At 60.4% G+C, this 13,209-nt stretch carries 11 protein-coding genes; 2 read left to right on the forward strand and 9 right to left on the reverse strand.

Annotated elements, in window-relative coordinates; all coding sequences use genetic code 11:
• Window positions 1–652 precede the first annotated feature (652 nt).
• The 4 genes from OIN59_RS12010 to OIN59_RS12025 form a co-directional block, all read right to left on the reverse strand.
• Window positions 653–961, reverse strand: a complete 309-nt coding sequence (locus tag OIN59_RS12010) for a DUF736 domain-containing protein (protein ID WP_274110594.1) — start codon at window positions 959–961, stop codon at window positions 653–655.
• A gap of 502 nt (window positions 962–1,463) precedes the next feature.
• Complete coding sequence (locus OIN59_RS12015) at window positions 1,464–1,928, reverse strand: thioesterase family protein (protein ID WP_274110596.1); 465 nt, start codon at window positions 1,926–1,928, stop codon at window positions 1,464–1,466.
• Window positions 1,929–2,164: 236 nt separating this feature from the next.
• Window positions 2,165–4,213 (reverse strand): ParB/RepB/Spo0J family partition protein, encoded by a 2,049-nt coding sequence (locus OIN59_RS12020; protein WP_274110598.1) that lies wholly within the window; start codon window positions 4,211–4,213, stop codon window positions 2,165–2,167.
• A 96-nt stretch (window positions 4,214–4,309) separates the two neighbouring features.
• Window positions 4,310–5,137, reverse strand: coding sequence for a DUF932 domain-containing protein (locus OIN59_RS12025; protein WP_274110600.1), 828 nt, complete (start codon window positions 5,135–5,137; stop codon window positions 4,310–4,312).
• 696 nt (window positions 5,138–5,833) lie between these two features.
• Here OIN59_RS12025 and OIN59_RS12030 point away from each other — a divergent pair.
• Window positions 5,834–6,031, forward strand: coding sequence for a hypothetical protein (locus OIN59_RS12030; protein ID WP_274110602.1), 198 nt, complete (start codon window positions 5,834–5,836; stop codon window positions 6,029–6,031).
• A gap of 267 nt (window positions 6,032–6,298) precedes the next feature.
• On the opposite strand, the gene OIN59_RS12035 is transcribed toward OIN59_RS12030, so the two are convergent.
• The 3 genes from OIN59_RS12035 to OIN59_RS12045 all read right to left on the reverse strand — a co-directional run bounded on the left by OIN59_RS12035 (window position 6,299) and on the right by OIN59_RS12045 (window position 10,177).
• Complete coding sequence (locus OIN59_RS12035; protein ID WP_274110605.1) at window positions 6,299–7,537, reverse strand: hypothetical protein; 1,239 nt, start codon at window positions 7,535–7,537, stop codon at window positions 6,299–6,301.
• Between the two features lie 58 nt (window positions 7,538–7,595).
• Window positions 7,596–8,405, reverse strand: a complete 810-nt coding sequence (locus tag OIN59_RS12040; protein ID WP_274110607.1) for an NYN domain-containing protein — start codon at window positions 8,403–8,405, stop codon at window positions 7,596–7,598.
• A 668-nt stretch (window positions 8,406–9,073) separates the two neighbouring features.
• Window positions 9,074–10,177, reverse strand: a complete 1,104-nt coding sequence (locus OIN59_RS12045) for a DUF4365 domain-containing protein (protein ID WP_274110609.1) — start codon at window positions 10,175–10,177, stop codon at window positions 9,074–9,076.
• Window positions 10,178–10,766: 589 nt separating this feature from the next.
• On the opposite strand from OIN59_RS12045, the gene OIN59_RS12050 reads away from it, so the two are divergent.
• Window positions 10,767–11,801, forward strand: a complete 1,035-nt coding sequence (locus tag OIN59_RS12050; RefSeq protein WP_274111161.1) for an IS110 family RNA-guided transposase — start codon at window positions 10,767–10,769, stop codon at window positions 11,799–11,801.
• 225 nt (window positions 11,802–12,026) lie between these two features.
• Here OIN59_RS12050 and OIN59_RS12055 read toward each other — a convergent pair whose 3' ends face one another.
• Both OIN59_RS12055 and OIN59_RS12060 read right to left on the reverse strand, forming a co-directional pair.
• Window positions 12,027–12,320 carry a hypothetical protein gene (locus tag OIN59_RS12055; protein WP_274110611.1) on the reverse strand — a complete coding sequence of 98 codons (294 nt, stop codon included), beginning with the start codon at window positions 12,318–12,320 and terminating at the stop codon, window positions 12,027–12,029.
• Window positions 12,321–12,556: 236 nt separating this feature from the next.
• Window positions 12,557–13,201, reverse strand: a complete 645-nt coding sequence (locus OIN59_RS12060; protein ID WP_274110613.1) for a hypothetical protein — start codon at window positions 13,199–13,201, stop codon at window positions 12,557–12,559.
• Between the last annotated feature and the right edge of the window lie 8 nt (window positions 13,202–13,209).

Here is a 13,209-nt window from a genome sequence, read left to right on the forward strand (position 1 = left end):
AACGTTCCGTCAGATTGTTCGGTGCCACCCCATGGTGCTGAAGAATGGCTTGAGCCGGATGCGGGGTGACTCGCACGTCCGGTTCTTAGGGGGCGGCGGCGCAGCAATGCGCCGCTGCTACCCGACGGCGTGATAGGGTGAAGGGAACAGTAAGCCAGCCCCGCCCGCAAAGCAAGTCGGTCATCGAAGTCGCAGCCCTCCCTGCCGATCCGGCAAACCGGTTCGGCGGTATCGGAGGGGGCGCCAAGCCCGGCGCGGCGGGGATGGGCCGCAGGTCGATCCCCAGGAGGTAAGCACAGCGCGCAGCACCGCAGGGGCGAAGGCGTCAGCGATGAAAGCCCGCAAGGACGAGACGCCTCCGGTGGCTCGGTGCACAGCACGCCAGCGCGCTCCGGCCAGGCCGGAGACGCACAACTCAGTAAAGCCACAAAAGACACATTGACGCAAAACCGCAGTCCCATGAACCCATCACGACGGATTCACGGAAACCCACAGAGCAGCAAACCCACAGATCCAACAACGCGCCAAATCCGCAAACACGGATGAACGCTTTGTCGTACTTCCGCACTACCGGGCGAAACAACGCACGCACCGCGACTCTCCAACGCGACGAGACAAGAGCGCCCCGCTGAGCGGGGCGCCGAGGGCGACGTCAGTCGCCCTTGCTGCGCGACCAGATCAGGTTGTGCGCACCATCATCGCCTTCGACCAAGCGGGCGTAGAGGGTGGCAGGGAACGACGGATCGTCCAGGGTCACGGACAGGTAGGGGCGCTCCGCCTTGCTGAGTTTCTTCCACGCTGCGCCGATCTCCAGTCCATTGACTGCGACGACGCGGTAGTCCGGAGCGTTCTCGCTTGCCTTGTCGCTGGGAACGAGACGGACCTTGACGTTGAGCGTCAGGGTGCGAACCGTGCCGGTGTAGCTGCCGTTCTGTGTGGTGAAGGTGCCGATGTTGGCCATGATGAAGTCCTTTCGAGTTTGTCCAGGTCGCGCCCATCGCGGCCTTGGCGTGATCCGACGGGCGAGGGTCGGGCGCGCCGCACCCCGCAGCGAAGCACAGGGGCCGCAGCGCAGCGAAGGACCGGGAGGCCCGAGAAATTTGCCGCGCGAGGAATCCGCGCAGCGGAGGGGAAATTTGTCGGGCCGGACGGTTGCGGCGAAGAAGCCCGAGGCGGCGCAAACGAAGTGCAGCACCACCGTGCCGGAGCCAGGATTCACGGCAAATACAAGGCCGCTGTGGGGGTGATCCTGTACCGAAAGGGTTCATGGCCCCGCGCCGCTCCGCCTCACCGTAGCGCAGCGCTTGCGGCACAGCGCCATACGCGACTCAAGCCGGCCGTCACCGACGTTCAAGCACCAGGCAATTCACGTTGCGGCAGGTACGGCGCACGTCCTGAGCACGGCCGCGGGAGAAGGTCAGGAAGTCGCCCTGGCAGTACGGACGCATGCTCGCATCCACGGGCTATCGCGCCATTCCCATGTGATGGTGCACACGCTGAAGCGCCTCGACCTTGGCCGCGATGCGTGTCTCGATGACCGTCCGCTGCACCGTCACCAGCGTGACAGTGGCCTCGCACACGATTTCGTCCGTGTCGCAGGCCTGCACACGGAACGTCGCGCTCCGCTCCCCCATCCGTTCCAGCCATCCGCGCAGCCGCAGAGAAGACCCTGGCGGGATCGGGCCTCGGTGGTCGATGCGGATCGTTCGGCCCACCACCACTTCAGCTTCATCGACGTACTGCTGCATCTCCCGGATGCAAACGGATTCGATCACTGCCACCAGGTACCCCGTGGCAAGGCATTCAATCAGTCGCTCCGCATACCCGCTGCCGTGAGGCAGCCGGGCGAAGAGCGACTTCGCCGTCTGGTCCGCCGGTACGGTGTAGGACTCTTCAAAGAATATCTCGCTGACGCCTTGGTGGTTCATGGGTTGTCTGGGTGAGTTTTCACAAGCCAGATCAGCGCAGGATTGCGGGTGATCGGCGCTGCTCGATGCTCCCGTGACCCGCAGAATCCTTTCACCCACCGCAGCGAGTGCTGGCGTAGCGCGCCGCTCTGGTCGCAGCGGACTTGGTACCCCGGAAGTCCCAACGCGCGTGGCAGACCTGCCGCGCGCGTCGCGCCTATGCAAAAAGCCCCGGCCCACTGGCCGGGGCTTCATGCTCACGCCACAGCGTGTGCGTCCTCGTGGACCTCCGAATCGGCACTGCCGCTGGCATCGGCGCAGGCATTGGCATCACCCCCGACCGCGCGCCCCGCCCCTGCTTCGACTTCGACAGCCGCTTCCTGCCCCCGGAACATCACCGGCAGCCACCCCGTCCCCGCAGCCAGCCGCTCGGCCTCGCTCGCAATCTCTGCCTTCCTGAGCTTGCCCAGCCGGTTCACCTGATCGGGCGCAAACACCTGCACCGCTTCCAGCGCCTTGGCTTTCGAGACATGCTCGAAGTAGCCTGCGGCGGTCGGGATCCACCAATCGTGCATGTCGAGGTTCACGGCATGCGCCAGCGCAGTGGCGGGGACTTCTCCTTCCTGCGAAGCCAGCGCGCTGACCGTGGAAGCCACACACACCGCCAGCAAGGACAGCAGCTCCTGCTGCGGGAACGCCAGCAGTTCCGCGAACAGCGCGTCCGAGTCGCTGGGCAGGCGATGGACCCAGGCCTCCCGCACCTTGAGCATGCCCACGGCTGCGGGGGCATCGGCCATGTCGGGCGCATGCAGTCCAAGCCCATCCTGTGGTGTCGCAGAAATATTGACTGCCGAGTCTCCCACCCCGTAGCTCCCCACGATCACCCTCAGCGCAAGGCGATGCACCAGGGCGACCAGTGCAACGTGGGGATGCCGAGCCACCTCGGCCTGCAGCGCTGCCGTGCGGTGCGCGCTGAGGCGCTTGGCCAGCTTCTCCGAGATTCCTGACTTAGCAGGCTCGTCGGTGTCGGTATCCGGGTTGCCGCCCGCCCCGCCCTCTTCCTGCCGCGCCTTATCCCGCAGGACCTTGGCCTGTTCCTCGCGCAGGAGGCCACGGTGCACCACCACCCCGCCCATGTGATCGACCGACACCACGGCACCGGCCAGCGCCACCACGGCGGGCGGGTATTCGACCAGTTGGCGTTCCACGGCCTCCAGCTCATTGCCGAGTGCGTCCATGGCGTCGTGCAGCGCCTGCGCCTGCTCGTCGGTCATGTCCTCATTCTCGTCGTCCAGTTGCTCCTGCAATTTCGCCTGCTGGTCTTCCAGCTTGGCGATGCGTTTGGCCTCGGTCTTGGTGGGCTCCCGGCGTGTGCTGCGCGCCCGCTGGAACTGGTAGAGGTCAGATGCGGTGGCACGCGGCGCCACATCCACCCAGGCCCAGCCTTCGGCGTGCACCTGCTCGGCCAGTGGAGCGAGCTTGTCTCGCGCCAGCGCCTCCAGCAGCGCCCCATCGGTCAGGAAGATGCCATTGTGTTCATCCGCAAACAGGTCGCGGCGCACGCCGCCGCCCGCCTGTTCGTAGGACTCCAGTCCGACACATCGCACCACCGCATCGCGGCTGGCATCGATTTCTTCACTGGTCAGGTGGTCGCGCAACGCGTCCGGGCTGCGCTGCCATTGGGGTGATTCGTAGAAAGCTGCCTCCTGCGCCGCATGGTCGTCGGTGATGGCCAGCGCCATCAACTGCTCCAGCGTCACAGCCTGCGTTCCGAAGTCCGCCAGCAGGCGGGGCGAGACATTGGCAAGCTTCAAGCGCCGCTGAACCACCAACGGCGTCACACCGAAATCTGCAGCAATGTCCTCCACCGGTCGGCCTTCAGCCACCAAATCTTTCCATGCAAACAGTTCTTCAATGGGAGACATGGCCTCGCGCTGGACGTTTTCGGTCAGGCTCACGGTGCGCGCTGCATCGTCCTGCACCAGCAGGCAATAGACCTCACGCTCTTTCGCCAGCTTGCGGCGCTTGACCAGCAGCTTGAGCGCTGCGAGGCGCCGCCGCCCGGCCACCACCTCGTAATGCTCGCCATCGGGCGCAGCCACCACGGTGAGGTTTTGCAGCAGGCCCACACGGGCGATGCTCGATGCGAGTTCGGGAATCGACGTGCCGCCGCTCTTGCGCACGTTGCGGCTGGAGGGCCGCAGCCTGGACAACGGGATCAGCAGCAGTTCCTGCGACACCGACATGGCGGCGGCGGTGCTGCCCGTGGTGATGGCGTGGGTTTCTTGAAAGGTAGCGGTGTTCATGATGAAGCTCCTATCGGTCAAAGAAAGGGAAAGAGACAAAAGGAAAGCGAGAAAAACAAGGAATGGCAGGAGGGGCTGCGCCCCTCCGAACGAAGCTCAGGCCTTGAGCTGGCGCATGCCATCGGCCAGCAGCCACAGGGCGCGGTTCAGGCGCAGGTTCTGGTCAATACCCTGCACGGGCCGGGTGCTCTGGCGGCGCCCGTTGGCGGCGCGGGCGCGCAGGCCGCCCTTGATGAGGTTTTCTTGGGTGCGGTTGAACACGCTCCACAAGTCGCGGCGGTCGTCGTCCGTGCGGCGCGGCATCAGGATTTGTGTTTCCGTGATGGGTGCAGGCTTGGCCGGGTCGTCGTACTTGAGGGTCAGCGCGGCGCGGGCAAACACCTCCGACTCCCCGGCGTCCAGGGTGATCGCCTGCATGGATTCGCGGGATTGCTGGGCCTGACCAAAGCCATTCTGGACTTCATACGCGCCCTCAATGACCTGCCCGGCCACATCGCCCTTGTGGGGCACGCGCACATCGGCCACGGTATCGCCGCACACCAGTCCGTTTTGGCAGACGAAGCGGAACATGCCCGCCAGCATCTGGTAGCTGCTGGTCCCGTCATGGGAGTTGAGCAGGATGATTTCGTTGGCCTCGCGGCCATTGATCTGGCTGGCATGGCGCAGCCGGATCATGTGCTTGGTGAAGTCGCGCCGCCCCTCCTGGCGCACACGGGTCTGGCAGACCATGAAGGGTTGGAAGCCCTCCCCTCTCAGCTTCTGCAGCACGGTCGCCGTGGGGATGTAGCTGTAGCGCTCGGACCGGCTGCCGTGCGGGGCCTGCGCAAAGATGGACGGGGCCACGGCCCTGATCTGGTCGTCCGACAAAGGATGCTCGGAACGCAGCACCGGTGATTGCGGCGCGAAACGGGATGCGAGTTGCATGGTGATTTCTCCTGACGAAGTTGGCTGTTGAACAAGCCTCACCGGATTCCTAGATTCAGAGCCCTCTTCGGGCTTCCGGTGGGGTCGGCACGAGGAACCCGGTTGGCCTCGTTGCCACCGTCTTTCCTGAGTTCATCGCCCGCGGCCAAAGGAGCGCGCGCCGGGGTGCCGTCAAGGAAGAAGCGCCAGGAGTGGTGCGGCCCGCAGCCGAAGGCGAGGACACGGCCTGGCGCACCTTGACGGCACCCCGGCGCGGGCTACGGTCGCGAAAAAGGTGATGAGGGAAGGAAAGACGGCTGAACAGGCACGGCCCCGCCATGCACGCCGACCCCACGCAAGCGAGAGCGCGCAGCGCCAAAGGCGCGAAGGCCGATCCGGCGCGACCGGTTCGGCGGTATCACAGGGGCGCCAAGCGCAGTGCGGCGGGGATGGGCTATAAAGCCGATCCCCTGAAGGCAAGCGCAGCGCGCAGGCCTGGCTCAACGAGCCGGGCCGAAGGCGTCAGCCGAGCAAGGAGAGGGGACGATGGAAGCCCGAAGGGGCGAGACGCCAGGGGTGGCTCGATGCAAGGCACGACAGCGCGGCCGACCCGGTCCACAGGCCGGCGACGAACAAGCCAAGCGTCCTCTTTCAGTGCAAGACGTCATACCCCCACAAACTGCGGCCCTCCTTCACCTGAGCACAATGACATCTGCCATGGAAATCCAAGAATTGCATGACGATGAGCTGATTGCCCAAGCACGTGAGTGGCGACTGCGGGCGCTGCGCGGAGAGAAGGAAGCACGCGGCATGGCGCACGAGCTAGAACGCGAAGTGCGCAGGCGGTTTGGCAATACCCAAGCCGAGACGCAGCACTCGCTCAAAGAGGTGCGCGTGCTTGGAGAGCTACCGTAAGGACTGAGCAGCGCCGAGTGCCTTGAACCACTGCATCCTCATATCATCAGAAAAAGGCCAGAGCAGTCAAGAGCGGCCGGTCAATCATCGGGCTCGATAGGAGCAGACTTCGCAGAGGCCCGTCTCCATGGCCAGAGAGCAACCCCCACCAGAGCTTGCAACTAGGCGCCGGAGCAGACGCATGCACGACCTCAGGTCATCTCGTACAGAAAAGCACTGGACCCTGATCCGTTCCGCAGGGGTGCACAAGGCAAACCCCAGAAAGCCTCACTCGGGCCACCACAGCGGCCGATCCAGCGCTGCGCCTTCGGCCCGCAACGCGTCGGCAAGCCCATGCACGGGATCCTTGAGACTGTCTCGCACCAGAGCGATCCATGTATGCAGGGCCTCGTCCTCTGACTTGTTGCCTGCAATCACCTCCAGGCGGGACAGCATGTCCAGGACACGGTGATAGTCTCCAAATGCCTCCCCAACAGCAAGCGCGCGCTGTAGCTGGGATGCCCGGGCTTCCCGGCGCTTGGCGCGTGCCTCTTCGGCGGCGGCCGCGATTTGACGTGCGAGATCGGCTTCCTGCCGCACCTTCGCCCGCATGGCTGCTTCCTCGGCCACCAGCTTCGAGCGAAGCGCTTCCGCCTCAGGAAATGCGATCAGGGCCTGCGTGATCTCGGGGAGTCGTTGCTCCATCTGCTCCCGGGTCCCCGTCCACTGGCGGGCAATGGCGCTCCAGTCTCGCTCCAGCTTCAGCTTGTAGGCATCAAGGGCCCTGTACTCCGCAGGCTCATAGAAGACGCCCTTGCGCGGGGGCTTGATGATTTTTTCCGCCTGTTCGGCGAAGTTCAGGCGAATCGAGCCTCCTGCCCTGCGGATATCGACCGTGTTACGGGAACCCTTGCCGCTGGCAACGATCTGACAACCTCCCGCGATGAGTCCACGAAGCAGCGCCTCGTGGAAACGGAGGATCCAGTCAATGTTGGCCGTCGTGGCGGTGATGCGCAGGCAGCCTCCGTCGGTGATGTACCGTCCCATCGACATATGGTGTCCTGTGATGCCGCCGAAGAAGGGCCTCCCCTGACCCGCAGCACGTTCCCTGTCCCGCGCCCGCTTCTGTTCCTCGCGCTCGATGGACCGGAAAAAGCGGGCCGTCCTGGCCACCAGGGGATGGCAGTTGTCGAGTGAGGTTGGTATTTCGATGGGCGACACGGCGATGCCGTCTTTCGCGCGGGAGAAAGTTTGCCGGACTTGCTGGAACCTCGTGGCATCAGCCGACCGTGCCGCGGTCATCCCCTCTTCCGGCAAACGAATCACGGCATCCTCATCTGCCTGCGGCAATGGTGTGGGGAGACTCGGCTTTCCAGCCGCATGGCGGGTCCAGAAGCCGACAGGCGGCACAGGAATGTTGTACCTGCGGCAGAGTTTGGACAGGCCGACGTCCGACAGGCCTAATTGAGGTCCCAGATGCCGGAGCGGCGTTTTCCAGACCAGCCCATAAAGTTCTGAACGCTTCACCAACACCTCCTCGGGTACGACACGAAAGAACGCACCAGCGCTGACCCGGACCAGAGCCCTACACGCGCGGTGCGTCCGTCTCCAGCGCGCTCTCCGTCTTGGGCTGCAGACTCACCGACCAATGCCCTCCCGGCTCCTGCTGGGGCGCCAGCAGGTCGTACGTCTTGACCATGTTCAACAATCCGGAGTGCCCGTAAGTCTGTGGAGAGAAGGCCGGATCGGTGCGCTTGAGGTATTGGCCGAGGGCGCCAAGACCCACCTTGCCCTCCGAGGTGTCGCTGGCAAGAAGCGCCACGGCTTCCACAAGGAAGCGTGGCCTGCGCTTGACCGCAGGCTTGGAAGGCTCCTGCCTGGCCTGATCGGCGTGGGGCGGCTCTGGTTTCGCCGCGGGCTTTTGAACAGTGTCGAGGACCTGCTCGGCCGGCGGTGCGGGACGGACCCATTCGAAGAACTGGTCGCTGGCATTGCGCAACGCATCGGGCGTCTTGGGCTCACCGACGATGCACACCGTCGCTCCACGCTCTCGCAGCTTGCGGCACAGGTAGGCAAAATCGGAATCGCTGGTGACCAGGCAGAAGGTGTCCGCCCTTGCATCGAAGAGCGCTTCCAACGCGTCCAGCGCAAGGGCGATGTCAGCGGTGTTCTTGCCGGCCGCATACTGGTACTGCAGGCACGGAGTGAACGCCAGGCGTACCAAGGCCTCCTGCCATTTGTTCGCCAGCGTGGCCTGGTTGCCATAGCCGCGACGCAGCACGACGCGGCCAAACTGGGCCACCATGCGCAGCGCATGTTCAAGGATTTCAGGCGAGACGTTGTCGCAGTCGACCAGCACCGCAACGCGGGTCTCTGTGGTGGGGCTGTTACTCATCCAGATTGCTATGCAGGATTGTTTGACCCCACACGGTAGCCGATTTCAAGCGCTTCCCCGTCAACAATATGGTCGGTCTGATTTCTGGGTTGGGAATCGCAATTGATTGGGCGCCCATTGACCTCAGCCGTCACCTTCAGGCTGACTGCTGTCAGTCGCACCCACGGTTCGAATGACAGCGTCGCAATGGACGCAGTCACTGGCAGAGTGCAACGGACCCCACAACAACTTTGGGTCGATGGCGCGGACTTTCTTCCCTCCAACTCACTCGGTTAAAGAGGGCCTTTAGCCTGCGTGGACACCAAATAGGCCGTCTCGGCCGTCTTACTCGCCATTGGCAGCTTGGGCTGTGAGTCCGTATTCGCCCGAAAGGGCGCCCCGGGGCCTCCAGGTTCAACAACCGGCACCGGCTCTCTGGCCTTGATATCCAGAATGACTCGTGGAACCTTCGTACAGTACAACACGCGGACCGCAACGGATCGATCTCCCTGGGGTTCCCGGCCAGCGCTCTGCCTTCCTGCAGTTTTTTCGAGAGGAAACGGCGCTGCATATTCATGCGTTCCGCCCGCCTTTCATTCGCCAGCGGATACACCAATGTGGGATCAGCCAAATCCTCTTTCAACTCGTCAAGGAACTGAGCGATTCGGTCCAAGAAATTCGGAGGGTGTTTAACTACGCCCAATATCGTTCAAAGCCCAATCGTATTCATCAAAGTCTTCAAAAAATAATTTTTCCGGATGCTTCGTTTCGCCCTCGTATTCATCAAAAAAATATCGAGCATACCAATCATCCGCAAGAAACGTCAACGGCCGGCACTCTAGGTGTGATCGCAAGAATGGGAACCGCTGGTCAAAGTATTCGCTGTGCGTCTTGGTCACCATGTCGTATGCAACGATCAAGCACTTTCGGTATTCCAAGAGTATCTGCCTGAAAATTTTATGCACTGTCCTAAAGTAGAAAGTGTAAGATTTCGCCAGCCCTCTCGTCTCCGCATGCTTAGTGTTTTCCTGATACCAGTAAGCATGATCAGCTTGGGATTTCCCTAGGAGGTGCTCCGACAGTGTCCTAAATATTTCGAAGTGCCCGTCTACTAAGTATTGCAAGGTAGTTGTGCACTGCGAATTTTCATCCTTGCGTTCACACATTAGCACCAGCGGCCCCAGAGATGTGAAAGACGTTAATCCTCTTTCAATGGCTGCTTCTACACGAGGCCATTCACGCTCTGTAAAGTATGATGTCAAAAAGTCCGTTGGAATGGAATTTAAATGATTTTTTTCTAGAAGCCTGATCACAGGATTTCTAGCGCAGGATTTATTTTTTCCCTCTTGATTTTTGCCATCTTCCTGCCCGTCGCCAAGTACCTCCTCTGAATCCCTAGCTGTCCTACACAATGAATAAACTCCTTCGCGGTGTTGTTTTTTCACGTTCACCCAGAAGCACTGCTTTGTTTTCAGGCACACCAAACAAAGAAAGACCGGCACAGGCATACCTAGCCAGTAATTGAGGGTTGCGCGTTCAACCTTGTGAAATGTCGAGCGCTTTGGTTCCGAAGTCGAAAATTTCACCCACGCTTTGCTTTTGAGCTGAATGGCAACTAGATTGCCCCGCATCATCCTGTCGTCCCCGACTATTTCTACATACACGTCAAGGCCGTAATCGCGCTCGCTTACCTCGCGTATCACCCAAAGGCTTGGAAGTGCTTGTCTCAAAATGGTGAGGGATTCCGTCTCCGAGACGTGCGTCTCGGCGCGCACTGGGTATTCATTACTCACTTCTAGTGTCCCTTGCAGTAGTAGGATTCGACATCAGCAGATCTGTCTCTCAGTGCTAGACCACTATCAACTATAGGTGCACATCAGAGCAGAGATGTCCATGGCCGGTTAGGAGGATTGAGGCCCATCTGTCGCAGGTATACGCACCCTCCACGGTATGCACGTTTAGTTGCTGCCCATTACGCGGGCCAAGTTCTCCTCAAACATCCCGAGAACATTTCACGTAAAGGGACAGCTAACGTCGGCTATCAGGCGGAATTCGGTGGTCTCTCTTTCCACAGTGGGTCGAATTTTTAAGTTGGAGGTCCAACGGTTGGGGGCTGGCTCCAGCCTCATCCGGACTTCCATTGGTGACTGACTGCAACTGGCCGCGGTCGGTACCTGCGACTTCGCCCTATCTGGCCCGACTAGCCGACCGCTCTGTGGTGAATTCGCCCCGGAGATGGCATGGTCCGTCCACCTCTGCCACTGCTGCTGACGTGTGGTCGTCATCCCGTAAAGCCGGGGTAGATGTCGCAAGTTCAGCTGCAAAGTGCCAGAGTGGCAGCTCTCGCAACCACTGATCCTGGAGGCCACCATGCAATCGACTCTGAATCTGCCCGTCATTGGTCTGGACTTGGCAAAGTCGGTGTTCCAACTGCACATCGTTGATGTGGAGTCGGGCGAGATCCAGCGACGCCAAATCAAACGCGCCAAACTCACGGAATTCTTCGCCAAATGCAACCGCAGCCTGGTGGCGATGGAAGCTTGTGGGTCATCGCATTACTGGGCCAGGACGATCCAGGCGCTGGGACATGAGGTCAAGCTGTTGCCTGCCCAGCATGTCAAAGCCTTCTTGCTCCGCGACAAGACCGATGCGATGGATGCACAGGCAATCTGGGTGGCGGCACAACAGCCGCACATCTTGCCGGTACCCGTGAAATCGGAGCGCCAGCAAGCTTGTCTGGCACTGCACGGCATGCGCCGTCAGATGATGAAGATGCGCATCATGCAAACCAATGCCCTGCGAGGCATCCTGGCCGAGTTCGGTATTGCCATGCCCATAGGGCACAACCAATTGCTCAAGACGATACAGACCGAAATCGCCGAGGCCCAGGAGAGTGGTCACCTGCCTGCCGATCTGGTCATCTGCATCCAGGAACAGCTCAAACGCATCGATGGATTGCAAGATGACATCGACCAGATTGGCCAGCGGCTGGGCGCCATGATCCGAGAGGACCGGCAGATGCAGGCCATTCAGCAGATTCCTGGTGTCGGAGACCTGACAGCCTCGGCGCTGGTGGCGGCGGTCGGGGACTTCTGCACATTCAAATCCGCGCGGCAGTTCGCCTCATGGGTAGGGTTGGTACCTCGTCACGTAGGCACTGGGGGGAAGACGCAGCAGTTGGGCATCTCCAAGCGCGGAGACACCTACTTGCGAACCTTGTTGATCGCCGGCGCCAGGGCCGTGATTGCCCGATCCGGAAAATCTGACTGGATTGAACGGTTGCTGCAGCGGCGACATTACAACGTCGTGGTGGTGGCGTTGGCCAACAAGATGGCGCGCACCGCGTGGGCGGTTCTAGCCAGGGGTATGGCCTTCGATCGCACCCGTTGGAATCCGCTTGAGACGGTGACTGCCTGATCCGTCAGCGCGGAGCGCCTCAGACCGACGACACCGATTTGAAGGAGAACCTGCACAAAGCGTATTGATGGAATGACGGTCAAACCGGGTTGGGAAATTCCGATGAATCGCCAGTACCTTGAGTACATCCCGGAGATAGGAACCCCAGCCGCGAATAGCCATCATGGGCAGCAGCAACCACTGCGCCAACAGCCCGGATGTAAGGCAGCAAACCCCTTCAGACCATCACAACGTAAACGCTTGTTCTCCTTGGGCGGACCATGTAGGCGATTCATAGTGCTCCAGATCATTTGGGAATTTTGCAAGTTGCTCGAACCGCCTCCAGTCAACTGAAACGTCAAGCGCCTCGAATCGTTCCTTAATCTGCTGAACGTCGACAGTTTTCTGACCGCCCTCTTTAAACGCCAGTTCTCCGTTTGGACGGTGGACGGTTCTCAACCCCTCTTTGCGAAGCCCCTCATCAGAGTCAGGAGGTAATAGCTGGCGAAGCTTTTCCTTGAAGAGCAGCAGCACACCCATCGTAAAGTTCCGGACAGCAGACCAGTCGCACGCTCTCGGTGGACTAGAAATCTTGCACACCAAGGCGGATGGCGGATACAGCGTTGTCTAGGAGTGTCATTGCGACACCCAACTTGATGTATCCCGCGAAACCTACTGGATGAACTGGATAGTGCGGAATATTCTGGACACTGGTTTCTCCTGGAAATGGCTTGCAGCACCGGTTGGCAAGTAAAAGCCTTTTTAACTGCAATGTTCTATGGAAAAACCTTCGTCGCCTCAGTGACCTTTGGGTCCGTGGCGAAGTCCCAGTTCTCGATTGGCACTTTAGCCTCCCATAGCGTTGATACCCTTGCACGGAAATACAAGTTCTTCAGTTCAGGAAAACTCGTTGTGTCTATTGGATATGGGATCAAAAAAACACGATTACTACTGGCCGGCACGAAGTCGACAAAGAAGGACTTCTCATCTGACTTCGCTTCAAACGCATGATCGATGGTGAACCCTTGATCTCGGGCATGATCACGGTAGGTGCAGTACACGAATTGGTAGTGGATTCGAACAGCGTCACTTGCTACTTGCCCCAAATTGGTCACGGTCAATGAAATGAAACTCGTACTAGCCGGGTTGACGACGTTTCTCCACTCCAAGCAGACTGGTTCACGCTTAGAAAACTCCGGAAAGCTGCGCCTTTTAGCAATATCGGAGCCTTCCTCCATATTGACTTTTAGCAAAAGGAATGGTTGCGGGAGTGGATTATCTTGATTTACTTGTACAGGTAGACCTTCGCTTGCAGAAGTCAGATTTTTCAAATTCTCTCTTGACTCGGTTCCCACTGATTGCGCGGATGTGGAACCGGTGGCGAACGAGCCTTTATCAAATTTTTGACGATTGACGCTCATACATTAAC

It is taken from the genome of Acidovorax benzenivorans, from assembly GCF_028680575.1.
GTDB lineage: Bacteria > Pseudomonadota > Gammaproteobacteria > Burkholderiales > Burkholderiaceae_C > Acidovorax > Acidovorax benzenivorans.

What these genes read in the sequence shown, in the direction of transcription:
- OIN59_RS12055 (WP_274110611.1), bottom strand. Translation starts at nt 12,320, where the DNA reads ATGGGTGTGCTGCTGCTCTTCAAGGAAAAGCTTCGCCAGCTATTACCT.
- OIN59_RS12015 (WP_274110596.1), bottom strand. Translation starts at nt 1,928, where the DNA reads ATGAACCACCAAGGCGTCAGCGAGATATTCTTTGAAGAGTCCTACACC.
- OIN59_RS12025 (WP_274110600.1), bottom strand. Translation starts at nt 5,137, where the DNA reads ATGCAACTCGCATCCCGTTTCGCGCCGCAATCACCGGTGCTGCGTTCC.
- OIN59_RS12040 (WP_274110607.1), bottom strand. Translation starts at nt 8,405, where the DNA reads ATGAGTAACAGCCCCACCACAGAGACCCGCGTTGCGGTGCTGGTCGAC.
- OIN59_RS12060 (WP_274110613.1), bottom strand. Translation starts at nt 13,201, where the DNA reads ATGAGCGTCAATCGTCAAAAATTTGATAAAGGCTCGTTCGCCACCGGT.
- OIN59_RS12030 (WP_274110602.1), top strand. Translation starts at nt 5,834, where the DNA reads ATGGAAATCCAAGAATTGCATGACGATGAGCTGATTGCCCAAGCACGT.
- OIN59_RS12010 (WP_274110594.1), bottom strand. Translation starts at nt 961, where the DNA reads ATGGCCAACATCGGCACCTTCACCACACAGAACGGCAGCTACACCGGC.
- OIN59_RS12020 (WP_274110598.1), bottom strand. Translation starts at nt 4,213, where the DNA reads ATGAACACCGCTACCTTTCAAGAAACCCACGCCATCACCACGGGCAGC.